Raw genomic sequence first — 24,762 nt, forward strand, 5'->3', positions numbered from 1 at the left:
TCCGTAAAGTTAGCCTGGGGATCAACTTGGATTCCAGTCAGCTCAGGGCCAATCTGGAGACGGTGCAGAGATTAACTGTGAATCACTTCGGATCTAAGCGTGACCTGGCTATGCTGACCCAAGCCGCAACTGCAGAATTGTCAAATAGCCACCAGTCCTTGATCCCGAAAGATTTGTAAGGCGTGATTCACCTGTTCGGGTGTGGGTGGATCGACATCGGCAAGGGTGTAAGGCAATCCCAATTGCTGCCATTTGTATTCCCCCATCTTGTGAAAGGGCAAAACTTCCACTCGCTCCACGTTGGATAAGGTGGCCACAAACTCGGCCAGACCCTTAATGTTTTCCTCGGGATCCGTCAAGCTGGGAACCAGCACAAAACGAATCCAGGTAGGCTTGTGGATCTGGTCTAAATAGCGGGCCAGATTAAGAGTGGGTTCTAGCGAAACGCCGGTAACCTTTCGATACAGCTCCGGCAGATAAGACTTGATATCCAGCAACACCAAATCTGTATGCTCCAACACAGGCTTGGCTGCTTCCAGTTGCCCATAGCCAGAAGTATCCAAAGCCGTGTGCAAGCCCAACTCATGACAGCGACGGAAGATCTCAGCTACAAAGGTGGGTTGCAGCAAAGGCTCTCCCCCGGTAGCCGTAACTCCCCCCCCTCGCAAGTAATTCTTGTAACGTTGGATCTCGGCAATTAAAGACTCAACCGTAACAAGCTGTCCCGCCTCCGGATCCCGACAGTCAGGGTTGTGGCAATACAAACAGCGAAGTGGACAACCCTGTGTAAAAATTACGAAGCGGATTCCTGGCCCATCGACGGTGCCACAGGTTTCCACCGAGTGAATGCGCCCAGCAATTGGTGTCAGGGGGTTCATAACGGTATCCATACTTTTATCCTGGATGACTTTTGCAAAATATCAATCAATCTTGAGGTTTTCTTCCAGATTGCTAACTCAGGTTAAATAGAACACAGTTTCCATTTCTCTTTGGATTAGGTTGGGACTAGATTTTTTTAGATCCCTAGGGTCTTTTAGCTAGACCGCTGCTATCCTGGCTGGAAGGGAGAAAGGGGGATAAAAAGCCGAAAGGGCAGCTTGGGGATCCCACCCAGCTCAGACCGATGGGTCGTGTGGGCTAGGCACGGAGGTATCCACCGTGATGCCGTGTAGGCGATGGGCCTTGGGATCGAAATCCTTCGGGAAATGGGTATAGGCATCGAAATCTGCGTGATCCAACAAGGCTCCTTCTAAGAGCGCCCCTCGGAAATTGCTGCCAAAGAGGAGACATCCCCGCAAATCGGCTCCCGATAGGTTAGCTCCGCTGAAGTCGGCATAGCTGAGATCGCACCCCCGCAAATTGGCCCCCGCCAAGTTGGCCCCACTGAAATCGGCATAGCTGAGATCGGCGCCAGCCAAATGGATCTCCTGCAGCTCAGCCCCCTGCAAATCGATCTCCCGAAAATCGCGCCGTCCTGAGGCATACTGGCTGACCAGATCCGCAGCGCTACAAACAGTCATGATCATCGGGCCTCCTCGGTTATCGATGGGGGATCCCTTCCATCGACCCCGGTATGGGCGGACTTCAGGGATCCCCGGCCTTGTTTTTAGCAGTGTTGATGGAACGTGCGGTTAATGACATCCAGTTGCTGCTCGCGCGTGAGCTTGATGAAGTTCACCGCATAGCCGGAAACCCGGATGGTGAGCTGTGGGTAGAGCTCCGGGTGCTCCATGGCATGCAGCAGGGTCTCGCGGTTGAGAACATTGACGTTGAGGTGGAAACCGCCATCCCGCATGTAGCCATCCAGCAGCCCCACTAGATTGGCAACCCGCTCCTCCGCTGTGCGACCCAGGGCCGCCGGCACAATCGAGAAGGTGTTGGAGATCCCATCCAGAGCGTCGTCGTAGGGCAGCTTGGCCACCGAAGCCAGCGACGCCACCGCCCCCTTGGTGTCCCGGCCGTGCATGGGGTTGGCCCCTGGGGCAAAGGGCTCGCCCGCTCGCCGCCCGTCGGGGGTGTTGCCGGTTTTCTTGCCGTAGACCACGTTGGAGGTGATGGTGAGGATGGACTGGGTGGGGATGGCATTGCGGTAGGTCTTGTGCTTGCGCAGCTCGGCCATGAAGGTCTGCACCAGTTGCACCGCAATGGAGTCAACCCGGTCATCGTTGTTGCCGTATTTGGGGAAGTCGCCCTCCACCGCGTAATCCACCACTAGGCCCCGCTCATCCCGGATGGCCCGTACCCGCGCGTATTTGATGGCGGATAGGGAGTCGGCTGTTACCGACAGGCCGGCCAACCCAAAGGCCATGGTGCGCAGCACGTCCCGGTCGTGCAGGGCCATCTCCAGGCGCTCGTAGCAGTACTTGTCGTGCATGTAGTGGATGATGTTCATGGTGTTGACGTAGGTTTTGGCCAGCCAGGCCATCATCTGCGCCATGCGCGGCCACACCTCGTCGTAGTCCAGGACATCGGCGGTGATGGGGGCGAAAGCAGGAGCCACCTGCTCGCCGGAGATCTCATCCCGACCGCCGTTGATGGCATAGAGCAGGCACTTGGCCAAGTTCACCCGCGCTCCAAAAAACTGCATCTGCTTGCCGATGCGCATGGCCGACACACAGCAGGCGATGCCGTAGTCATCCCCCCAGTAGGGGCGCATCAAGTCGTCGTTTTCGTACTGGATGGAGCTGGTTTCAATGGAGACCTTGGCGCAGTAGCGCTTGAAGGCTTCCGGCAGCCGCTCCGACCAAAGCACGGTCAAGTTGGGCTCGGGCGCTGGGCCAAGGTTGTAGAGGGTATGCAGCATGCGGAAGCTGGTTTTGGTAACCAAAGGCCGCCCATCCAGGCCCATGCCGCCGATGCACTCGGTAACCCAGGTGGGATCCCCGCTGAATAGCTCGTTGTACTCGGGCGTGCGCAAAAACCTGACCATGCGCAGCTTCATAACAAAGTGGTCAATGAGCTCCTGGGCCTCTTCCTCGGTGAGGATCCCGGCCTGCAGATCCCGCTCGATGTAGATGTCCAGGAAGGTGGACACCCGCCCCAAGGACATGGCCGCCCCGTTTTGCTCCTTGACGGCTGCCAGGTAGGCCAGGTACAGCCATTGGATGGCTTCGCGGGCGTTGGCTGCCGGACGGCCCAGGTCAAACCCGTAGCGGGATCCCATCTCTTTCAGCTCTTGCAGGGCTTTGATCTGCTCAGAGAGCTCCTCCCGCAGGCGGATGGTCTCTTCGTCCATCGTGTCCAGGTCTAGGCTGGCTTTTTGGGCCTGCTTGTCTTCGATGAGCCGATCCACCCCGTAGAGGGCCACCCGCCGATAGTCCCCGATGATGCGACCCCGACCGTAGGCATCGGGCAGGCCGGTGATGATCCCGGAGCGGCGGCAGCGGCGCATCTCCTCGGTGTAGGCGTCGAAAACCCCATCGTTGTGGGTTTTGCGGTACTGGGTGAAGATTTCCTTAACGCGGGGATCCAGCTCATAACCGTAGGCCTTGAGGGCCGTCTCTACCATGCGGATGCCGCCAAAGGGCATGATGGCCCGCTTCAGGGGTTTGTCCGTCTGCAGCCCCACAATTTGTTCCAACTCTGGGTCGATGTAACCAGGAGCGTGGCTGGTGATGGTTGAGGGAACGGCGGTATCGGCGTCCAGGATCCCTCGCTCTCGCTCCAGAGCCATCAAATCCTTGACCTTGGCCCACAGCCGCTGGGTGCGCTCGGTGGCTGCAGCTAAGAAGGTTTCATCACCGGTGTAGGGGGTGTAATTGCGCTGAATAAAGTCTCTGACGTCGATGGAGCGCTGCCAGGCTCCCGTTGCAAAATCGCTCAAAACTTTTTGACCGGCTGCGTTGGATCCCGTCCTTGGTTCTGCTTTCAATTCTGTAGGCGATGCTACAGAACGCTGCACACTGGCAACCATAACCATCCTCCCGGCTATCACGCCTGATAATCTATCGGCAAGGCGAGGTGGTACCTCAACATTTGCCCCACGCAGGCTCTCAAAAAGAGCTAAAGAAGTACCCACTCTCTGCAAGGCTTACAGGGATCCTACGAAGGGCTTTTAGCAACTCTTCCGTTTCTTTTTTGGGCGTTCTAAATACACCTCGCCTAATCCAATTTTAGTCCCTTGACCTCTGAGGATATTTTCGGTCGCGTGGTTTTTTAATCTTATTTTTATCCTGTTTTTTAATACTGTCTTAATACCTTCTTAATGTTGTTTCACGCTTTTCCGTCGGCAAATGGCGGGCCTATGCTGAGGTAGGGCGGCCCAGGTCGCCTGTTGCCGTGAGAACGTCAGGACACTCGGCGTTCGCATTAGCAGTGCCTTGCTCTATGAACCAGTCCAATCGAATCGTCCAAGGGATCCATCACCTGCACTTCTATCTTTGGGATCTGCCCCGTTGGCAGGAACACTTTTGTCAGGTTTGGGGCTTCCGAATGGAAGGACAGCTCGGCAGTACCCTCTGTCTGCGTCAGGGATCCCTGCGCTTGCGCCTATCTCAGCCGGCTCACGCCGGGGATGAGGTGGATCGCTATTTGCAGCAACATTCGCCTGGGGTGGTGGATGTGGCCTTGGCGGTGGAGGAGCAAGAGCTGTTGGGCTTGGCAGAGCTTTTGCAGAGGCGAGGAGCCCAAGTGGAGTGGATCCCGGCAGAAGAGGAAGGTGGCCCCACTCTGCGCCTGCGCACTCCTTATGGACTCAGGCATTCTTTGATCCCCGGCTCAGGGATCCCCGATTCAGCCCCTGCTGAGGAGAACCTGTTTTCCCACTGGGATCACCTGGTATTGAACGTGGAGCAGGGATCCCTGCAGGCAGCGGCAGATTGGTATGGGCAGGTGCTGGGTTGGCGGCCTTTGTATCGCTACAGCATCCGCACCAACACCTCTGGCCTAGAAAGTGTGGTGGTGGGAGATCCTGAAGCCGGGATCCAGTTGGCCATCAACGAGCCCACCTGTGCCGCTTCCCAGATCCAGGAGTTTTTGGATGCCCATCATGGCCCTGGCCTGCAACATGCGGCGTTGCACAGCTCAGATGTCTTCGCCAGTGTGCGCCGGCTGCGACAGGGAGGCGTAAACTTTCTGCAGGTGCCACCGGAGTACTACACAAACCTGGCAAGGGAGCTGGCCTCTGGAGCAGTACTCCCTTCTGGTGGGTTGCCCACCATCTCCTGGCACGACTTGGTGGAGCAGCAGCTCCTTTTGGATACCACCTTGCCTGCCTCTGATTCCCGACACCCCCCCCTGTTGTTGCAAACCTTCACTCAGCCTCTGTTTGGCCGGCCCACGTTTTTTTTCGAGGTCATCCAACGGTTGGGTGGAGCCACAGGCTTTGGCGAAGCCAACTTTCAAGCCCTGTTTGAAGCTCTAGAACGCCAACAGCGACAACGGCAGCAAGCCCTGGTCTGCTAACACCCTTGAGCACCAGGGGAATGTCTCCAGTTAATCAACACGATTGATTGCCCCTGAGTTTCCAGCCGATATTCGGGTATGCGGAAGGCGGTCAGTCGGTGTTTTCGTTGCTCACAAAGGCCGACCCATTGGCCTGGGGTTCGGGCGATTCCAGCGCGTATTTGAGCGCATGCCAGGCCAGGTTGGCGCATTTGATGCGCACTGGAAATTGGGCTACCCCTTTCATGGCGTTCAAAGCCCGTTGCTCCCGCGGGAACTCTTCGCCACCGCGCATCATGGCTTGGAAGCGCTCCACCAACTGCAGAGCTTCGGGGATGGTGCGCCCCCGCACCGCATCCGCCATGAGATCGGCAGAAGCCAGGGCAATGGCACAGCCTGCCCCCTCGAATTTGATATCGACAATCCGCTCCTGGCTGGGATCCAGTTGTAAGGTGAGGTCGATGGTGTCGCCACAGGAGGGGTTGTGGCCACGTTGGTGGCGGTGGACGGGATCCACTCTGCCGAAGTTGTGGGGCTTTTTGTACCGCTCCAGAATGACTTGCTGATAGAGTCCGCGCAGGTTATCTAGAGGCATTGTTGCTCCTGGTTGGTCGCTGCTCTGGCCGGTCGGCAAAAGTCGATCCGCTCATAGCCCATTGCCGCCGGGAATAGCCATAGTTCTCAGATATTCAGGATTTGGGAAGCGAGCCCGACCTGGCCCATCTGGTTTTGATCTTAACCCTGTTCTTGGTAGAGCTTGAGTCAGTAGAAAAACTCCTGCCAGCGCAGGGGCTTAAGTTTGCGCATGTACAGCCAATCAAAAAAGTTCTTCAGCACCGTGGCTGAATAGCCGCGCCAGACCAGCCTGCCTTTCTCGGCAACGGCAACGCGGTTCCCCACCGTTACACAAACAAAAACCGTGGCCTGCGGTCGGTAGGGGATCAGAGGTTGGCCGCGGATGAGCCGCAGCAGGTTTTGGGCTGCAATTGGCCCCTGGCGCACCGCGTACACGCCGATCTTGGGCAAGAGGCGGGATCCCCAAACAAAGTCAGCGCAGTCCCCCACCGCCAAGATGTGCTCTGAGCCTTGCACCCGCAGGTATTTGTCCACGAGCAGGGCTCCCGTCGGCCCTGTTGGCAAGCCGCAGGTGCTCAACCAGCTCGGCACCTGGAAGCCACCTGCCCACAGGCGGGTCTGAGCTATCAACTCGGTGCCATCCGAGAGCCACACGTGCTCCGGCCCAAAGGCTTTCACCTGACATCCGGCCCAGATTTCCACCCCCAGACGGCGGATTTCCCTTTCCACCGCCCGGCGGAAGGGTTCCGAGAAGCCCTCGACCAGATGGGCCTGGCGATGGATCAAGATCAGCCGGGCTTGAGCCGAGGGGATCCCTGTTTTTGCGCTCATCTGCCGACAAAGATCGTAGAGTTCCCCCATCAGCTCTGTGCCGGTACAGCCTCCTCCCGCTACCACAAAGGTCAGCAGGCCCGGCGTCCGATCCCCCTGGGCTGCCCGTTGCCAGCACTGCCGGATCCAGGTTTGGGCGGCCACCAATTGTTCTGCCGGTCGAATGGTGAAGGCATGTTGGATCCCATCGATGGGGCGCAACTCCCGGCCCACATTCACCAACAGATAGTCGTAGGCCAGAGTTTGGATCCCGGCTTCACTCTCCAGGGTCAGGGTTCGAGCTTCGGGTTGGATGTGGGTGACTCGCCCCGGCAAAAACTGGGCGCCGTTGGCTTGAATATGCTCCAGCAAAGGGATCCGCACCAGCTCCAGAGAAAACCGACCACTCAGCAGCCGCGTGGACATGCCTGAATTAACACTGTAGGGATAGGGGTTGATGGCGATCACCCGTGCCTGCCCTTTGAGCGCCCGCAAGGCGTCGATGGCTCCATAGCCACATCCGGCCAAGATCACAGTGGGCAGGGATCCCCTCATGGCTGGAGCGGGAACTCCTGGGGATCCCCGGCCGCCCATTCCAGGATGGAACCGGAATAGCTTTTGGCCTGCCGGCCCACGTGGGTTAAAACCACCGTGACCCAAGCGGAGCGAACCCCAGCTGTGCAGTAGGCAATGATCTCGGCTTCCGGAGGGATCCCGGCTTTTTGCAGGCGGGCGTGAATTGCAGCGGGCGGCAATAGGGATCCCGCCGCATCCATCAGCTCCTTGTAGTAGAGATGCACAGCGCCGGGGATGTGTCCACCGCGCGCCTCACCATAGGGGGTGGCTCCCTTGTATTCTTGGGCTTCGCGACTGTCGAGGATGGCCACACGGTCGGAGCCAAGGCTGGCCCGCAGAGTGTCCCGGTCGATCTCCCACCGGTCGGTTCGCTGCACTACAAAGTCGCCCCGTTGCGGTTCGTCGGCGCTTTGTCGGGTTGTGGTCAGCACTCCCTCCTTCACCAGGGCCGGATAGCCCCCGTCCACCATGACTGCCTGGGGATGACCCAAGCTGCGCAACATCCAAACCATCCGGCCATCTTCTCCCCAACCCCGCAGCGGATCGGCAACCACCACCACCGGACGTCCCTGAAACACGCCAAGGCCCTGTAGCTTTTCGGTGAGGAGGGCGTCATCTGCCAACAGCTTGCCGCTGTTGGCAGCCTCTGGTTGAGTAAACTCCGTCCAGTTCACCGGAATTGAACCCTTCAGGATCCCGTCGGCTTGCAATTCCGCACTGCGTGCATCCAGAAGCGTTGCCCCTTGTTGGATGAGCTGGATGGCGGTTGCAGGGCTGACCACCCAACCTGGCGTTGGTGTCATGGGTTGAGAGAACCTTAACTCGAAGATCCTATCCCACCTTACGGGACGAGTAGGCCGGTATGGGCCTCTTCCATCTGTTTGGAGAGAAGCCGTTGCAGGCTCACTCTGGCTTCGGAGAAGTTGGGAGCGATTTCCAAAGCCGAGCGAAAGTGTTCAATGGCCTGCTCCAGCTTGCCTTGGCGGGCAAGGATGGATCCCAGACGATAGTGAGCTGCTCCATAGCTGCCATTGCTGCGAATGGCCCGTCGATAGCTGGCCTCCGCCGAGGTTAGATCCCCCTTGATGCGCGCCACTTCGCCCAGGCCAAAGTGAGCTTCCGGCAACTCTGAATCTCCTTGGAGAGCCTGTTCAAACTGCTGCATAGCCTGCTGCAACTGTTGGGGCTGGATGAACTTGCGCCCAGAGGCATCCCGTTGTTTGGGGCCCAGGTAGGCTAGGCCAGTGGCGGCCATCGCTGCGTGCAGATCGGGGGCCAGCTCCAAAGCCCGCCGGTAGTTCTTCACAGCTTCGCTGTATTGCTCTTGGCTTGCCAACACCAGGCCCAAGCCGTAGTAGGCGCGAGCCTGCTGTCTTTTGAACTGGCCATTGAAGATCACCTGGCTGAACTCCTGGCTGGCTTGAGCCAGATGGCCTGCATGTACCATTGCCAAACCCAGATCCACCCGCACAGCGGCTGCCAACTCAGGAGCGAGATCCAGGTTGAGAGCAGTTCGGAAGGCTGCGATTGCCGCTTTTAGCTGTCCTTTGCGCATCAGCGCTTGTCCCATCACGGCGTGGCCCAGGCCCAGGCGATCATTCAACTCCAAAGCAGCCCAACAGGAATCGATGGCCTCGTCCCATTGCCCCAGCTTGAGGCGAACTTGAGCAATGCAGAGATGGGCCTCGCTGAAGTGGGGATCCAACCCCAGGGCCTTTTGTTGCTGGGCCAACGCTTCTGCCCAGTTGCCCTTCTCTGCCCAGGCTTGGCCGAGCAGGCTGAAGATCTCGGCTTGAGCGGATCCCTGGGTGAGGGGCAGCGCTTCGGGCAAATGGATCAAGACTTCATCCGGCTGATGCTGGGCCAACCACTGCCGCGCCAGGGCCTTCAGGGTTTCCACCAGGTGGGTGTTGATGCCGCTCCAGTTCGGGTTCAGGCGTTTGGCCTGTTGGTAGTGGCTCAATGCCTCCTGCAGTCGGTTGGTTTTCGCCAACAGATGGGCCAGCTCAACGTGGGCCTCGACATGATTCGGCTGTTGCCGCACGGCCTCCTGAAACCGCTCCACTGCCTCAGGAATTGGATTGGCCTGTAAAAAGGACAGCCCTTCTGTAAAGGGATCCTGGGATCCCTCTTCTCGCTCAAGGGTGTCATCGACACGCCGACCTTTCCACCCCAGCCAGCCCCCCCCTGCGGCCAAGATCAACAGCGGGATCCCCAGCCCCAGCGATCTGGCTCGGGCAGGAACATCGGCTTGCCCAAAAGAGCGCACCACCAACCCAGCCCCCAGCAGGAGAGACAAAGCCAGAGCTCCCCCCAAGAAGGGCCTTAGAGCAGGCCTGTGCAACCATTGATCAAGTGTCGGAAAGTTGGCCAGAACGTCGATAGGAGAACTGGGGCGAGCAGTTGTAGGCAGAGGGGTCGGGATCTCGGTCTGGGAAGGGGCATGGCCAACCGAGGCCTGGCTTGGAGCCGCTTCTGGCCGGCGCTCTTTCTGAATTTTGGGAACCGGTGCCCCCAGAGTTTTAACTTTGCGAAAATCGGAGTTGTGGTCGGGATCCACAACAGGTTTTTGGGCCTCCAGCACCCTGATCTCAGAAATCTTGGTGCCCGGTAATACAATCTGCGTGGCATCGGCACTGCTTTCCCCAGAGGACAAGTAGAAGACTTTTTTCCACTGCGGCTGTGTTTCCCCCTGAAGCCGACCGTACACCACCAGTTGGCTAACTCCCTGCACAGGCAAGCCCCCCAATTGGCTGGCAACTCGATGCAACACCATAGAGCGGCTAAACATCCCCTGCCGTGGGAGATCCACCATGAGGTAAAGGACATCTTGCTTCAGGGCCGAACGGGTTGGCAGGGGGGCCAGGGCCTTCTGCAGAGCCTTGATCAGGGTTTCCACGCTGCGAGCAGCAGATGAGCCAGCCATAAAGTTAGAGTTCGCAAAGTTAAGTTAGAGAGTGAAAAAGTGGTCTTGTAACAACTCCAATCCAAGAGGGATCCACTTCTCTCGGCAAAAACGAGTACCCCCTCGCCAGAAGTCCAGGCCTCTGACCTCATCTTGCTGCCTCATTGTGCTCAATCTGCCGGAGTCCGTCAATATACTGAAAGAGCCTGTTACAAACGGGGCTGCCGGCCCATTCTGGGACGGAAGAGGTGGGTGTGGTCAGGGCTGTAGAGCCGCGAGCGGGCAGATCTGGAGCTTGACAAGCCTTTCAAGGCAGGGCTGACGAGATAGAGCACTGTGCGTTCTAAGCCGGCTTGCCGGGTGAGGGCGGCCATCTCGGCCAGGGATCCCAGCCAGATTCGTTCGTCCGGCCAACCCAAGCGATAACAAACGGCAACCGGGGTATCGGCGGGGTAGTGAGCCAGCAGATCTGCCTGCGCTTGTTCTACGTGGCGGGCGCTCAGATATAGACACAAAGAGGCGCGGTGGGCTGCCAGACTGGCCAGGGCTTCTGCTTCCGGTACCTGGGTGCGACCGCTGGCGCGGGTGAGGATAATCGTCTGTACCAACTTGGGTATGGTCAACTCCACCTGCAAACGGGCGGCTGCCAATTGAAAGGCGCTTACTCCCGGCACGATCTCAAAAGGGATCCCTGCCTCCGCCAGCCGGATCAGCAGCTCGTGCAGAGCGCCGTAAAGGCAGGGATCCCCATCCTGCAGCCGCACCACCCGCCGCCCCGCCTTGACCCGTTCCACAATTTGCGGCAGCAGCGTTTCCAGCGTGAAGGAGCGGGTGTCAATGGCCTCAACCCCAGGGCGACAATGGGCCAGCACTCCCTCTGGCACCAAAGAACCTGTGTAGAACACTACATCGGCTTCCGCCAGCAGTCTTTGCCCCCGCAGGGTAATCAGCTCCGGATCCCCGGGGCCAGCCCCGACAATGTAGACAGGCCACGACGTCGGTTCGCGCATTTGCTTGCTTCCTACCCCTTCAAGGGCCTCTTTGAAGATCCCTTTTCCAAAGTCTTTTCAAACTGGATTCCAAGGGAACTTATCTGGAGGCTCAAGCATGCAAGATCACGACAGGCACTCGCATCCCATCTTAAGGTACGTTCGGAAAGACTATTATCCCTACGTTGTTTTACCCCAGCCGATTGCTCTCCTCTTGAGGGGGCCAGATCTCCCACCTTGCCCGCTGGAGCCGGAGCCGCCACAGATGCCGGAGCGCCCAACGGAACCTGAACTACCTCGAATGCCGGAACGCCCTGTTAGGCCAAATCTACCCGAGCTACCCCAGCCTTTGATGGGCAAGCTGCAATCGGCATGGGCAACTGGTGCTGGTGCATAGAGCAGTCTAGTGTCCGGTGCTATACCCCTGATATCGCAATGCAGGTATCTAGAGATGGAAAAAGATCACTCGTTTTACTCATTGACATTGAAATTGATGAGCCATGGTTTCTTGAAGGTAATCTGTGTAGGCCAGCCCATACTGTGAATGATCCTAAGCAAAGTAAGCGTGATGCTTATCTAGCGGATAGAGGCTGGGTTGTAGTTCGGTTCTCAGAACGGCAAGTTTATGAAGAAAGTGAAAAGTGCATTAATCTCATCTTTTGCTTGGTTTCAGGTGTCTTGGGTGCATTAGATTCTAAACAGCCAGACTTATCATTTTCATTTCCAACGGACCACAAGAGATGGGGTGATCAAAGTGCTCTTAGTGAACCTAGATTTCCTCCTTCCTACTTTTAATTCCCAAGGTTGAGACTGGCCCTACCGGGATTGAATTGAGCTAACGCGCTGGTCCGAGACGCTGCTGCAGGATTTGTGCGGCCAGCAACACATCCAGGGGGGTGGTTAGCTTCAGATTGGATTCCTCCCCTTCGACGATGTAGACTGGCCAACCCAGCTTCTCGAATAGGGCTGCATCATCGGTTACCTGCCAACCCTGGGCCAGAGCCTCCCGATGGGCTTGCCATAGCATCGACAGGCGAAACCCCTGCGGCGTTTGCGCTGCCCACAGCCGGCTGCGTTCTGGGGTTGACTGAATTTGGATCCCTTTTGGGCCTGCCTCAGCGACTTTAATCGTGTCCTTGACAGGGATCCCCGCGATGAGACCATCCACCTGCTGCAAAGCAGCACTACAGCGATCGAACAACTTAGGGGTAGCTAGGCAGCGGGCCCCATCGTGGATCAACACCCGCTCTACTGTTCCCAGGTTATAGAGATACTCAACCCCCCTGTAAACCGACTCCTGCCGCGTCGCCCCCCCTTGTAAAAGCTGCACCGGCGTGGACAGATCCATTGCCGCCAGGATCTGCTCGATGGCCGGCCAATCGCCGGGTTGGGAGAGAATGCCGATCCACTCGATGGAGCTGGCTCGATCCGCAGCCTGCAACGTCCAAGCCAAAATCGGCTGACCCAAGAGCGGCAGCAACAGCTTATTGACCGCAGCCCCCATTCGCTTGCCGCTGCCAGCCGCCGGGATCAGAAGGTGCATGGGATCCAAAAGCGCATTCAACCGGATCCCAGTGTACTGCTTGAGGTCAACAAGCCACAAAAGAGAGGGCCAGACCTGACCCCCTCTCTTGATTTTCAGTCCCGTGTCGCTCAGATCCGACAGCCTCCCGTCGAACCGAGCGCAACAGCTCAAGCTCCCTCCACCTCGGTGGCAGCAGTAACGAAGTCGGGGTAGGCTATGTTGCCGTGCTCGCCCACATCCAAACCGGCAATCTCTTCCTCGGCGCTGACGCGCAAGCCAACAGTTACCTTGAGGATTAAAAACAGGATTAGACAGGTGATGAAGGGCCAGAAGAAGAGAGCGAGAGCGCCTACCACCTGCACGCCGAACTGTGCCCAGGTAACCTCTGAATTGGCGTGGGCAAACCAAGGGATCCCTGCTGCCAACACCCCCCAGATACCACAGGTGCCATGCACGGAAACCGCGCCCACTGGGTCATCAATTTTCAGCGCCGTATCCAAAATCACCGCGGAGAGCACCACGAGGATTCCGGCCACCAAGCCAATGATCAAGGCCCCCAGCGGATGAACTGTATTGCAAGGGGCAGTGATGCCCACCAAGCCGGCCAGGACACCGTTGGCGGCAAAGGTCATATCCGGCTTGCCAAAATGAACCCAAGAGGTGAACATCGCCCCAATTGCTCCAGCCGAAGCTGCCAGCAGCGTATTCATGGCAATCCAGCCAATATCGACAGAGGCTGCAGTGGTGGAACCGGCATTAAACCCGATCCAGCCAAAGGCGAGGATAAACACTCCCAGCATCCCCAGCGGCAGGTTGTGGCCAGGGATCGCCCGCGGTTCTCCATTAGGGCCGTACTTGCCAATGCGAGGGCCGAGCACAATGGCGCCTGCCAAGGCCGCAGCGCCCCCTACCAAATGCACCACCCCCGATCCAGCGAAATCAATGTAGCCCAGATTTTCCAGCCAGCCGGCTGTGCCGCCGTTGTAGTCGCCGAACAGCCCGTTCCAGGCCCAACCCCCAGAGATGGGGTAGATTAGCCCAGAAATAACGATGGAGTAGATCAAGTAGGCCAAGAACTTGGTGCGCTCCGCCATGGCTCCGGAAACAATGGTGGCGGCAGTGGCGGCAAACACCAGCTGGAAAACAAAAAAGGTGAAAGGCCAGCCGTCTGCCTCGTAAGCCTGCTGCCAGCCAAAAGCAAACCAGTCGGTGCCGAAGAAGCCAGCACTTTTGCCGAACATGAGGCCAAACCCAATCAACCAGAAGGCGCAACAGCCCATGCAGAAGTCCATCAAGTTCTTCATCATGATGTTGGCGGCGTTCTTGGCGCGGGTAAAGCCCGTCTCTACCATGGCGAACCCCGCCTGCATGAAGAACACCAAGGCTGCTGCCGCGATCGTCCAAACAGTGTCAGCGTGTTTCTGAACTGCCTCGGCCTCTTGAGCAAAGGCAGTTCCCTGGCCGAATAGAAAGACCAGCGCAGCCATTAGAGCAGCAGTCAGACTCCACCTGGCCGGTCGCCAGAGCCACTGGGGCACCTGGCTCTTGAGGTTTTGGATCATTGTTGTACTCATGCTTTTCGACTCACCTAAAGGGACAGTACTTCTCAAAAGAAGTTACCCGGAAAGTGGGGCAAGAACACCTCATCAACCTCATCAGAGATACAGCAAAAGAGACATGCAGCAAACCCCCACAAGGCTCAGGACAGGTAGCCCAAACCCCAAAGATCCCTCCTTACAGGGCATCTTGGTTGAGTTCGCCAGTGCGGATGCGGATGGTTTTTTCGACGGGGCTGATGAAAATCTTGCCGTCCCCAATTTCGCCGGTGCGAGCCGCTGCAATCAGCTTCTCCACCACCGTATCCACCAGGTCATCTTCGACCACGATCTCCACTTTCAGCTTTTGTAGGAACTCTACCGTGTACTCGGATCCCCGGTAACGCTCGGTTTGTCCCTTTTGCCGGCCAAAACCCCGTACTTCACTTACGGTCATGCCGACAATCCCGGCATTGACCAAAGCAATTTTGACCTCATCCAACTTAAATGGCCGGATCACGGCCTCGATTTTTTTCATCTGCCTCCTGCACCCTGAACAGTTCCGCTAATTTCTAACACTACCAACACCTGTGAATTGTAAAAACGGATACATTTTTTATCTCCTACTGAAGATGCTTACCACTCTGGGTTGGCTCCCGTCAAGACTGGAAGGTCAAGCTTAAGCTACCCTAACGGGAGGAAGCCTCCGATGGGGTCTCACCAACATCCACGGGCGGCTGAGGGCTAAGAGAGGCCAAGCTGGCTGTAATGAGCGCTACCGCAAGCCACCACAGCATTTGTACCTGTGGACGATACCAGATGGTATCCACCAAGCCGTGGACCATCATGCCGGTGCAAGCGGCCAAGCCCGCTGCCACCCACAGACCCTGGGGATCCCGCAAGTTGAGCAAAGTTTTCCAGCATCTCCAGCCGTGATCCCAGAGCACCAAGAGGAACCAGGCGAAAGTTAAGGAGCCGATGAAGCCAGTCTCTACGGTGAGCTGCAGCGGCACTGAATAGGCTCCAAGGGCGCTGAAGTTGCCTCGTTGGTAGAGGGGATAGACGCGGTTAAAGGCAACATTACCGGGGCCGATCCCCAAGATGGGAAAGTCGCGGATCATCTCCAGCACCGCCGCCCAGACATTGAGGCGAAAGTTGTTGCTGGTATCCAACCGCCCCCAAAAAATGCTCTGCACCCGCAGCCGCAGGGAGCGTACCGTCAGGATCCCGAGCAACAGAGCAGCCCCCCCTCCGCCCAACAGGGCCGGCAAGGCCCAACGCCGCCAGCGGGCTGGCAAATCGACAGAATGCCACTGTGCCAACAGCACGGCCATCAGGGTGAGCGTGGCCAGCCCCCCAATCCAGGCGCCACGACTGTAGGTGAGCAACAGGCAAATCAGGTTCACCGCCGTCGTAAACCCGGCCAGGAGTTTCGCCCCCCAACTGGGCCAAATCCAAGTGGCGGCCAGCCCCAGAGGAATGACCGGGATCAAGTAGCCCCCATACAGATTTGGATTGCGCAGATAGCTGTACACCCGCGTCAGACCCGCCAAACCCGACTCCGGATCCACCCAGGTGGCCAGTTCCGCTGCCCCATATAAGTATTGCCGCAGGCCATGGATCCCCATCACCAAGCTAACCAAAAGCAGGGATCCAACGATCCCATCTCGGAATTGGGGTTTGCGCAGCAGACGATGCAACAACAGATAACCAGCCAGGTAGAGAGTCAACTTCAGCCAGCCATCCCGTGCTGCGTAGGCAACCGGAGAGAGAATCGTTGCCAAGGTGGCAATTCCCCAGAAAAGGCCCAGGGGCAGATGCAGCGGCAGCCCAATCGGCGTTTCCACCAAAGCGCACAGGCCCACCAGAGCAGCCATAGCCAGCAAAATCAGGCCCAGGATGCCGGTGGAGCTTTGCGCAGAGAAAACCCAGTAAAGCAGTACCAGCCCCAGGCCGATGCGGTCGGAAGTTTGAACCAATATGCTGCTCTTCCCCCAACTTTGCAGGGATCCCAATAGGCGGCCCAAAAGGCTCCCCTGCTGCCAAGCCTTGATGGGAAAGTCGCGCAGCAGAAAACCCTGCCACAGTTGCGTTGCTCGTTCCATAATCCTCTGGGGCGTGTTGGGCCCAAATCCCCACACCTCAAGTCATCCTACTGGTTTCACCAGCGGGACAAAGCTTTAGTCTATATCCCCAGAGGCAAAGAGACAATGAAGAAGAGCGCAACTTCTTATCGCGCCAGCCGGACAAAGTCCTCGTTAACAAAAATAAAGAATCGGCTAACTCACAAGACTCTACAAGACGAAAAGCATCGAAGAATTGTCAAAGAAGAATTGTCAAAGTTGAGTTTTCGGCCTTAAGAACAAATCGCTATAGAATGCAAAGAAAGAGTAACGAGAAAAACCACAAGAAAGATCTGTCCCAATTTCTAAGTAAGTGTTGGATCGCCGCAGTCAAAAATCCTCCTGAATTACCACAGATTAATTCTCGAAAGACTCTTCAGGCAACATAGGCTAAAGCTTGACCTTGGGATCCTCTTTTGCACTGATTGCTGAGACTCGAAGAGATCTGATCGCCTAGGGAGGATAGACTTTTTGACTCAGATTGACCTTCCTTCGCTTTGGTTTTGTTTTGGGAATTGAGGTTGGAATAGTGAATCTGAACACGAGTGGGGCGGCCCAGCCCTAGGGCAGATCCCATGCAACGGGCTAAGATTTGCACCTTAAACTCAAACTCGCCAATGCCATCCATAATCTTTAACCCTGCAGTCTCCGCTCCTAATTCAACTGTAGGAGAAGGTCTACGAAACCTCTTCAGTGGGAATACAGAACTTTTTGAGCTGCGGAGACTTCTGGATTATGAAAGTTATGTAAAGATGCCTTTGTTTTCGCCAGACAGGGCGAGTACTTGACCTATTCTTAAACAACTTGAGTCAAGCTGGGCTCGGTATCTTCACTTGGACTGACTCCCTCCACCAAGTTGAGCAGGGATCCCAGCCAAATCGCTTAGACAAGGTGAGCTGGCTTACGCAAAATGGAGGAAGTAGGGGAAAAGCATCTCGTAAATCACTCGGTCGAAGCGTGCCCGTTTACCTGTACTGGGGGGATGATACCTATCGCCTGATGCAGGCGGTGCAGCAGTTGCGCGACCAAGTGCTGGATCCCCACTGGGCTGCTTTTAACTACGATCGCCTGCCGCCGGAATCCACGGTTGCCGGGCTCAACCAAGCCATGACCCCGCCGCTGGGATCCAGCGCCCGCTTGGTTTGGCTGGAAGAGACGACGCTCACCCACCATTGCTCGGAAGATCTGTGGGAAGAAGTGGAGCGCACACTGGCCCAGTTGCCCCCCACCACCCATTTGCTCTTGACCACCAGCAGCAAACCGGATGGGCGCCTGAAATCCACCAAAATCCTCAAAAAAACGGCCATTGTCCGCGAGTTTTCGCAACTGGCCCCTTGGGATGAGGAGGGCATTCTCCAGCAGGTGCAGCGGGAAGCTGAACAACGGGATCTGGCCCTCAGCCCGGCAGCCGCCCAGAAATTGGCCGAGGCGGTGGGCAATGACTCCCGTCGCTTGGCGATGGAATTGGAAAAGCTGGCCCTGTTTACGGCAGGTCAACAGGATCCCATTTCTCCTGAACAAGTCGAGGCGTTAGTTCCCGCCAGCGCCTACAACAGCTTTCAATTGGCGGGATCCCTGCGCAAAGGGAATCTGGAACAAGCCCTACGCATCTTGACCCATCTGCTGGATCACAACGAGCCGGCCCTGAGGATTCTGGCGGTGTTGGTAGGCCAATTTCGCACCTGGCTATGGGTGCGGCTGCTGCTGGATCAGGGAGAACGGGATCCCAAGGTCATCGCCCAGAAAGCAGAAATCGGGAATCCCAATCGGGTTTACTTTCTGCAAAAAGAGGTGGGATCCCTGAAGACCACAGCTTTACTGAAAGCAATGCAGCAGCTTTTGCAATTGGAATACAACCTCAAGCAAGGACAGCCGGAACGAGATGCCTTTCAAGAAGCGCTGATCCAAATCGTGGCTATATTGGGTGAAGGCCGAGCTCAGAGCAAGTAGAGCAGAATAAACAGCACAACCCAAACCCCATCCACAAAGTGCCAGTAGATCTCGGCAGCTTCGACGCCAAAATGATGTTGGGCGCTGTAGTGGCCGGGTTTAAAGGAGCGCCAGAGCACCGCCAAAATGAACAACAACCCCGCCAGCACGTGAAGACCGTGAAACCCCGTTAAAACATAGAAGGTGCTGGCAAACAAATTGGTGGTGAGGCCAAACTCCAGGTTGCTGTACTCATAGAGTTGCCCTGCCAGGAAAACCGCCCCCATCAGCGCTGTGAGGGCAAACCACAGCCGCAGACCCCTGACATCATCGGCCTTGATGGCCGACCCAGCTTTGTGAATGACGAAGCTGCTGGAGAGCAAGATCACCGTGTTGATCCCAGGCAAAAGCAATTCCCGCTCTGGGGTTCCCTCCGGCGGCCACACCGGGGCGGTGAGGCTATAGGCCAGGTAGGCCATGAACAGCCCTAGGAAAAGACAGCCTTCTGCCACCAAAAACATCAAGATGCCAAAGACGCGATGATCTGGGTGCTCAGCATGGGCAGTGTGGGCCCTTGAGTGGCCAACCATCAGCGTTTCAGAGGCAAGGGATCCTTGCATATTCCTTTCCACCTAAATTCCTGAATTCCTGAGACTTCTTGAGGCTGTACAAGCAGCCCAGCCAAGACTGGAATACCCAGTGAGCAGGGGATCAGCCGCCCACCGGGCATCCGGCCTGCTAAGAAGAAGTAGGCTCCGCTTCTGCCAGCGCCAGCTCCCGCAAGCTCTGCAACTGAGCAGCAAAGTAGTCCAGCGTCTCTTTGCTGTGCAAGCCGTAGTCGTAGGGGCCGGTCAGCAAAATGGGATCCCCATAGAAGTTGTGGGCAGGCGGCGGCGAAGCAGTCGTCCACTCCAGGGTGAGAGCCTGCCAGGGGTTGTCTCCCGCCTTGGGCCCGGCCACCCAGGAGTAGATGGCGTTAACCAAAAAGGGCAGGGTGGAAATGGCCAGAACAAAGGCCCCCACCGAGCTGATCCAGTTGAGGTCGGCAAATTGGGGATCGTACTGGGCCACCCGGCGGGGCATCCCCATCAGGCCCAGCTTGTGCATCGGCAAGAAGCACATGTTAAGGCCGACAAAGGTCAACACAAAGTGCACCCGCCCCCAAAACTCGTTCAGCAGCCGCCCCGTCATCTTGGGGAACCAGTGGTAGATGCCGGCATAGATCCCAAAGACGCTGCCGCCAAACAACACGTAGTGTAGGTGGGCCACCACAAAGTAGGTGTCGTGAACGTGGATATCCAGAGGCACCGAGGCGAGGATAATCCCGCCCAAGCCGCCGATCACGAACATCGAGACAAAACCCATGCCAAACAGCATGGCCGAGCGGAAGTGGATTTTGCCGCCCCACAAAGTGGCCAGCCAGCTAAACACCTTGATCCCAGTGGGAACGGCAATGGCCATGGTGGCGATCATGAAGAACACCCGCATCCAGTCAGGGGTGCCGCTGGTGAACATGTGGTGAGCCCAGACGATCAACCCCAAAAAGCAGATGGCCAAGCTGGAGTAGGCGATGGCTTTGTAAGCAAAGATGGGCTTGCGGGCATGCACCGGCAAAATCTCGGAGATCATGCCAAAGACCGGCAAGATCATGATGTAAACCGCCGGGTGGGAGTAGAACCAGAACATGTGCTGGTACACCACCGGATCCCCGCCGCCGCTGGGGTTGAAAAAGGCCGTGCCCGCCAACAGGTCAAAGCTGAGCAAGATCAACGCACCAGCCAAAACTGGCGTTGCAATGAGGGTGAGAACAGAGGCTGCCAGCATGGCCCAACAAAACAGGGGCATGTCTTCCATCTTCATGCCGGGCATGCGCATCTTCAGAATGGTGGTGATGAAGTTAACCGCCGCCAGGATGGAAGAGGTTCCTGCCAACAAAATGCTCAGGATCCAGAGTTCTTCCCCCACCTTGCCGCTGATCAAGCTGAGGGGGGGGTAGGAAGTCCAGCCGGCAGCCGGAGCCTCTATGAACAGGCTGGCCAAAAGCAGGATCCCTGTGGGCGGAACCAGCCAAAAGGCCACTGCATTCAGCTTGGGGAAGGCCATATCCCGCGCCCCGATCATCAGCGGTACCAGGTAGTTGCCAAAGCCCCCCACCAAAGCAGGCACGATCCACAAAAAGATCATGATCGTGGCGTGCAGGGTAAAGGCACCGTTGTACCGCTCAAAGCCGAGAAAGTCCGCCTCCGGGGTAGCCAGCTCTGCCCGTACTGCCGTCGCCAGCGCCCCTCCCACTAAGTAGAAGAAAAAGGTGGTCACCAAGTACTGGATCCCGATGACCTTGTGATCGGTGGAGAAGGTAAAGAAGCGCCACCAAGGCTCAGCAGGAAGTTCCAGTTCAACCTTCGGTGCAGCAACAAGTCTTGGGCTGTCTTGCAGCTGGGTCATTGCACAAAAGCTCCTATATCGCGTTGGCAGAATGTTGTTCCCACAAGCGCAGGCCAAAGGGGCGTCAGGGATCCCGGCTAGCCTGCGGAAGGAAGGGATCCAGAATGGGACTGGAGAGACTTCAAATCTGAGGGGGAGACGCCCAAACGCTGGTGGTGGACATGGGCAAAGGCAGACTCGGCCTCAGGGGAGCCTGGCCGAGGAGAGGGATGGACTGGCGAGAAATCTGAAACGAGGGCCAAGGTGCTGCCCTCGCCACGGGCGGCCAAAACTTGCTCCTGCTGCCAGCGCTCGAAGTCTTCCGGCGTATCCACAAACAATTGCCCTGCCATCACCCCATGATAGGGGCCGCACAGCTCTGCGCAGATGATGGGGTACTGCCCCAGTTGAGTGGGCACAAACTCCAGGTGGGTCTCTCGGCCAGGGATGACATCCTGCTTGAGGCGAAACTGCGGCACCCAGAAGGCATGGTTCACATCCAGAGCCGTCATATCCAAGCGCACCCGCTTGTTTAGAGGAAGGTGCAGCTCGCTGGCCACCAGGCCGGAATCCGGGTAGGTGAACATCCAAGCATATTGCATGCCCTGCACTTGAACGACCAGATCCGGCTGGCCCATCTCCTTCCCGGGTAGCACCGCAGGCGTGTAGGCGTAGCCGGGATCCCCCGCCTTAGCTTCGTGGGAAGACTCCATCGCCATGGCCGCGTGGATATGGCCGCCGACGTGAGCACCCCCGTAAACAGCTTGATAGACATCTAGGCTGGCCAAGCCCAACCAAAGAATGATCACCGCCGGCACCGCCGTCCACACGATCTCCAACAGCACGTTGCCGTGGCTGGGATCCCCGTCGCCTTTGTCGCCTCGCCGCTTGCGGTAGCGGACAATACAGTAGAGAAGTACACCCTGTACCACCAAAAAGATCCCTGTGGCAATGGTTATGGTGCTGTTAAAGAGGCTGTCGAACAAGGGGGCTGATTCGGCAGCAGATTCGGGAAGCAGATGGTGGTTTTGCCCGTACCAAAGGCTTGCCAGGGTCAGGAGAATCCCCATACCCACCAAGATGATGTTGCTAATCGCACTCACGACTGCTTTTCCCCAATACAGAGAGCATCTACCCTAGCAGACAATCCGCCCACAGCGTTTGCAGACTACGTTTTCTACTGTTGCCGTTTTTTGTTTTTGTTTACATTGCTTACAGGGCTTACAAAATTTTTGCCTATGGAGCCCGATCCGCTGTGCACGGACTTCCCACCGCTATCAAATACTAGTTCGCGGGGGAAAGAAAGTTGTGTAGACTTATGGATCTCTTCAGGATCTTCCTGGGTGAGCAGCGGCGAGACAGAGCTTTGGTTCCGAGATTTTCGGCAGACCTGTGTAAGGGCGGTACCACATTGAAGGCTGGCTCTGGTTGAGGGTCATCTCTCCAAGCTGAGATTTTTGCTGGCTGTAGACTGAGGTAGGGTGGGATAACCCCGCAATTGGGCTGGTTTGGACAGGTTTTCTCTCTTTAATCTCTGCTTCTGTTTAATCTCTGCTTCGCTTTCCCCAATGTCTTCTCCCCATTCACTGGCGACCTTGCTATCTGATCCAGGGGATCCCTTGCCGATCCAGACTCCATCAACGGTCTCGGAATTGGCCGGAATCTTAAAGGAGTGCCAAGGGCGGAAAGTGCTGCCGCTGGGGCAGGGGAGCAAGTGGGGCTGGGCCCACTCTGTGGAGCCGGTGGATTTGGTTCTCAGCACGCGCGGCTTACGCCGGCTCATCGACCATGCGGCTGCTGATCTCACCGTCACGGTGGAAGCTGGCATGACTTTGGCGGAACTGCAACACATCTTGGCCGAGCGGGGGCAATGGTGGCCGGTGGATCCCCTCTATCCGGAGCGGGCTACCCTGGGGGGCATTATCGCCACTGCCGATACGGGTTCTCTGCGCTGGCGTTACGGTGGGATCCGCGACTTGCTACTGGGCATGACCTGGGTGCGGGCGGATGGGGAGGTGGCCAAAGCGGGCGGGCGGGTTGTTAAGAATGTTGCCGGCTATGACCTGATGAAGCTGTTCACTGGATCCCTGGGCAGCTTGGGAATTTTGACCCAGGTGAGCCTGCGGCTTTACCCCTTGCCGCCAGCTCAGTCTACTTTGCTGGCCATAGGATCTTTGCCGGAGCTGGAGGTCCTGTGTCAGCAGGTGCTGACCGGCCCTGTTAACCCTGTGGGGGTGGATCTCTGGCTGAGGGCAGAGGGATCCCAGGTTTGGCTCAGCTTTCATGGATCGGAGCGAGCAATCGCCCAACAGATGGCCCAAACGCGGCGGCTGGCCCCTGCAGGGCTGACTTTGCAGGAAGTGAATCCCGGCTCTCTGTCCCTGCCTCAACCCGGCTCAGGAGCAGTGCTGGCCAAGTTCGGGTGCCTGCCCAGTCAGAGCTTGGCAACACTGGAGCAGTTTCAAACCCTGTTTCCTGGAGCTCAGGTGCAACTGCACCGAGGCTGTGGGCTAGGACGGGCTTGGCTGGTTCAGCCAGAAGTGGGATCCCTAATGCAACTGCAACGCTACCTCAAGTCCGCAGGCGGATTTCTCCTGCTTCTGGAGGCTCCGCCAGCTCTGAAGAGGGCTCTTGCCCATGACTTTGGCCCGGCTGCAAGTCTGATGCGCAAGCTGAAGCAGCACTTCGACCCCGCCGGCACCTTTAGCCCCAGCTTGATATAAACATCGCCCTCGCCACCGCTGCTTCCTCGGGATCCCTCTGGCCAAACGTCTTGTTCCGGTGCATGATAGATCTATAAGAAATTGAAACATTTCTTAACATCATTTCTCAGTATCTCAGCGTCAAAGCTAAGAGAGGGATCAGCATGAGCATCGAGTGGCAACGGATACTCCACATTGGGGTGGGCTTTTGCCTTGGGCTGTTGATTGCGGTGGGTGGGGGATCCCTGACCTGGGCGCAACCTGCCCTGCCGGTGGTGCCGATGGAGCTGCCTCAGCCGCCCGTGCCGGTCTTGGACTTGGCGGATCAGTTGACCAGCAATCAGGAAGCTCAACTGGCCCAGCATCTGAACAAGTTAGAGCAAGACACCGGCTGGAAGCTGCGGGTGCTGACTCAGTTCGACCAAACACCGGGTCGTCAGGTGAAGGAATACTGGGGCTTGAATGAGCGCAGCGTTCTGATGGTGGCGGATCCCAGGGGGGGCAACTTACTGGCGTTTAATGTGGGGGATGCTGTGCGCGAGATCTTGCCACGTACCTTTTGGATTGAGCTGCAATCTCGCTTTGGCAATCAATTCTACGTGCGGGAGCACGGCACCCACCGCGCCATCTTAGAGACCGTTGATGTCTTGGATCGCTGCTTTCATCAGGGGGGCTGCCGCGTGGTGCCCGGCCTGCCTCAGGAGCAGTGGATCCTAACGCTGGTGACCTCGATTTTGGGCGGGATTGTCTTCGGGTTTGCCGGCAAGCCCCGCCATGCGGAGGAGCTGTTTAACTGGCGTTGGGCCTTGCTCATTTCTCCCCTGTGGTTCATTCTGTTCGGGGCCTTCGGTATCGGGCCGGTGGTCACACGCACGCAGGATTGGATCCCGGTGTTGCGCAACGTCTTGGGGTTTCTGGCAGGGGCTTTGGTGATCTACCTGGCTCCCATTGCTCGCCCGGCAGTGGATCGGCAGTAGCCGACTCTTGAAGTCGGATGGGCGTCCTTCCCTGCGAGCTCCAGTTCGCAGGGGACAAATGCTAGAATCGGTGAGCAGAAATTGCTGGTGTAGCTCAGTTGGTAGAGCACTCGACTTGTAATCGAGCGGTCGTCAGTTCGAATCTGACCATCAGCTTCTGGTGCCATGGAACTTGGCTCTGCTGTCTCCTCTCGCTGAAGCCGAACTCAGCTTCTACACTGGTGGTTAGATTGGCATTAGCGGGATCCCTGGGTCTTGTTGACAGGAGGCCAAGGCCGTTCCCTGCTCAGTTTGGCATACCTACTCAGC

Annotated in this window: 20 protein-coding genes and 1 tRNA gene; 6 read left to right on the plus strand and 15 right to left on the minus strand. The window is 57.3% G+C overall.

Annotation, left to right across the window (positions count from 1 at the left end):
• Positions 1-140: 140 nt before the first annotated feature.
• From pflA to pflB, 3 genes are all read right to left on the minus strand, one after another.
• On the minus strand, positions 141-890 hold the full coding sequence (gene pflA / locus NW828_RS01770; RefSeq protein ID WP_414381012.1) for a pyruvate formate-lyase-activating protein: 750 nt from the start codon (positions 888-890) through the stop codon (positions 141-143).
• Positions 891-1,115: 225 nt separating this feature from the next.
• Entirely contained in the window at positions 1,116-1,520 is a 405-nt protein-coding gene (locus NW828_RS01775) for a pentapeptide repeat-containing protein (RefSeq protein WP_414381013.1), read from the minus strand.
• Between the two features lie 86 nt (positions 1,521-1,606).
• Positions 1,607-3,913, minus strand: coding sequence for a formate C-acetyltransferase (gene pflB, locus NW828_RS01780; RefSeq protein WP_414381014.1), 2,307 nt, complete (start codon positions 3,911-3,913; stop codon positions 1,607-1,609).
• A gap of 413 nt (positions 3,914-4,326) precedes the next feature.
• On the opposite strand from pflB, the gene NW828_RS01785 reads away from it, so the two are divergent.
• Positions 4,327-5,403: a VOC family protein gene (locus NW828_RS01785; RefSeq protein ID WP_414381016.1), complete on the plus strand. Its 1,077-nt coding sequence runs from the start codon at positions 4,327-4,329 to the stop codon at positions 5,401-5,403.
• Between the two features lie 91 nt (positions 5,404-5,494).
• On the opposite strand, the gene sufU is transcribed toward NW828_RS01785, so the two are convergent.
• From sufU to cobM, 5 genes are all read right to left on the minus strand, one after another.
• On the minus strand, positions 5,495-5,977 hold the full coding sequence (gene sufU / locus NW828_RS01790; RefSeq protein WP_011434254.1) for a Fe-S cluster assembly sulfur transfer protein SufU: 483 nt from the start codon (positions 5,975-5,977) through the stop codon (positions 5,495-5,497).
• A 167-nt stretch (positions 5,978-6,144) separates the two neighbouring features.
• Positions 6,145-7,323 (minus strand): NAD(P)/FAD-dependent oxidoreductase, encoded by a 1,179-nt coding sequence (locus NW828_RS01795; RefSeq protein WP_414381017.1) that lies wholly within the window; start codon positions 7,321-7,323, stop codon positions 6,145-6,147.
• Positions 7,320-8,147, minus strand: coding sequence for a sulfurtransferase (locus tag NW828_RS01800; protein ID WP_414381019.1), 828 nt, complete (start codon positions 8,145-8,147; stop codon positions 7,320-7,322). The genes NW828_RS01795 and NW828_RS01800 overlap by 4 nt, the downstream gene beginning before the upstream one ends.
• A gap of 38 nt (positions 8,148-8,185) precedes the next feature.
• Complete coding sequence (locus NW828_RS01805; protein ID WP_414381021.1) at positions 8,186-10,270, minus strand: tetratricopeptide repeat protein; 2,085 nt, start codon at positions 10,268-10,270, stop codon at positions 8,186-8,188.
• 188 nt (positions 10,271-10,458) lie between these two features.
• A complete protein-coding gene (gene cobM / locus NW828_RS01810) occupies positions 10,459-11,259 on the minus strand; it encodes a precorrin-4 C(11)-methyltransferase (RefSeq protein ID WP_414381023.1) in 801 nt (266 codons plus the stop codon).
• Positions 11,260-11,673: 414 nt separating this feature from the next.
• On the opposite strand from cobM, the gene NW828_RS01815 reads away from it, so the two are divergent.
• Positions 11,674-12,033 (plus strand): DUF559 domain-containing protein, encoded by a 360-nt coding sequence (locus NW828_RS01815; RefSeq protein ID WP_148202775.1) that lies wholly within the window; start codon positions 11,674-11,676, stop codon positions 12,031-12,033.
• 40 nt (positions 12,034-12,073) lie between these two features.
• Here the strand turns inward: NW828_RS01815 and ispD are convergent, their stop codons facing one another.
• The 4 genes from ispD to NW828_RS01835 all read right to left on the minus strand — a co-directional run bounded on the left by ispD (position 12,074) and on the right by NW828_RS01835 (position 16,403).
• On the minus strand, positions 12,074-12,781 hold the full coding sequence (gene ispD, locus NW828_RS01820; protein ID WP_414381026.1) for a 2-C-methyl-D-erythritol 4-phosphate cytidylyltransferase: 708 nt from the start codon (positions 12,779-12,781) through the stop codon (positions 12,074-12,076).
• Positions 12,782-12,930: 149 nt separating this feature from the next.
• A complete protein-coding gene (locus NW828_RS01825) occupies positions 12,931-14,337 on the minus strand; it encodes an ammonium transporter (RefSeq protein WP_414381028.1) in 1,407 nt (468 codons plus the stop codon).
• A gap of 160 nt (positions 14,338-14,497) precedes the next feature.
• The gene (locus NW828_RS01830) at positions 14,498-14,836 is read right to left on the minus strand and encodes a P-II family nitrogen regulator (protein WP_011430352.1); all 339 of its coding nucleotides are present in this window, start codon (positions 14,834-14,836) and stop codon (positions 14,498-14,500) included.
• A 151-nt stretch (positions 14,837-14,987) separates the two neighbouring features.
• The gene (locus tag NW828_RS01835) at positions 14,988-16,403 is read right to left on the minus strand and encodes an IctB family putative bicarbonate transporter (protein WP_414381030.1); all 1,416 of its coding nucleotides are present in this window, start codon (positions 16,401-16,403) and stop codon (positions 14,988-14,990) included.
• A 975-nt stretch (positions 16,404-17,378) separates the two neighbouring features.
• On the opposite strand from NW828_RS01835, the gene holA reads away from it, so the two are divergent.
• Positions 17,379-18,371, plus strand: a complete 993-nt coding sequence (gene holA, locus NW828_RS01840) for a DNA polymerase III subunit delta (protein WP_414381032.1) — start codon at positions 17,379-17,381, stop codon at positions 18,369-18,371.
• Here the strand turns inward: holA and NW828_RS01845 are convergent.
• From NW828_RS01845 to NW828_RS01855, 3 genes are all read right to left on the minus strand, one after another.
• Positions 18,359-18,970 carry a cytochrome c oxidase subunit 3 gene (locus NW828_RS01845; protein ID WP_414341934.1) on the minus strand — a complete coding sequence of 204 codons (612 nt, stop codon included), beginning with the start codon at positions 18,968-18,970 and terminating at the stop codon, positions 18,359-18,361. The genes holA and NW828_RS01845 overlap by 13 nt on opposite strands.
• Positions 18,971-19,088: 118 nt before the next feature.
• Positions 19,089-20,795: a cytochrome c oxidase subunit I gene (gene ctaD, locus NW828_RS01850; RefSeq protein ID WP_414381034.1), complete on the minus strand. Its 1,707-nt coding sequence runs from the start codon at positions 20,793-20,795 to the stop codon at positions 19,089-19,091.
• 77 nt (positions 20,796-20,872) lie between these two features.
• Positions 20,873-21,877: a cytochrome c oxidase subunit II gene (locus NW828_RS01855; RefSeq protein WP_414381036.1), complete on the minus strand. Its 1,005-nt coding sequence runs from the start codon at positions 21,875-21,877 to the stop codon at positions 20,873-20,875.
• Between the two features lie 492 nt (positions 21,878-22,369).
• Here NW828_RS01855 and NW828_RS01860 point away from each other — a divergent pair, with 492 nt between their 5' ends.
• From NW828_RS01860 to NW828_RS01870, 3 genes are all read left to right on the plus strand, one after another.
• Positions 22,370-23,497 (plus strand): FAD-binding oxidoreductase, encoded by a 1,128-nt coding sequence (locus NW828_RS01860; RefSeq protein ID WP_414381038.1) that lies wholly within the window; start codon positions 22,370-22,372, stop codon positions 23,495-23,497.
• Positions 23,498-23,757: 260 nt separating this feature from the next.
• Positions 23,758-24,453, plus strand: coding sequence for a TPM domain-containing protein (locus NW828_RS01865; RefSeq protein WP_414329371.1), 696 nt, complete (start codon positions 23,758-23,760; stop codon positions 24,451-24,453).
• An 83-nt stretch (positions 24,454-24,536) separates the two neighbouring features.
• A tRNA-Thr gene (locus NW828_RS01870) sits at positions 24,537-24,609 on the plus strand.
• Positions 24,610-24,762 lie beyond the last annotated feature (153 nt).

The sequence above is a fragment of the Synechococcus sp. W55.2 genome, from assembly GCF_047461635.1.
Classification (GTDB): domain Bacteria; phylum Cyanobacteriota; class Cyanobacteriia; order Thermostichales; family Thermostichaceae; genus Thermostichus.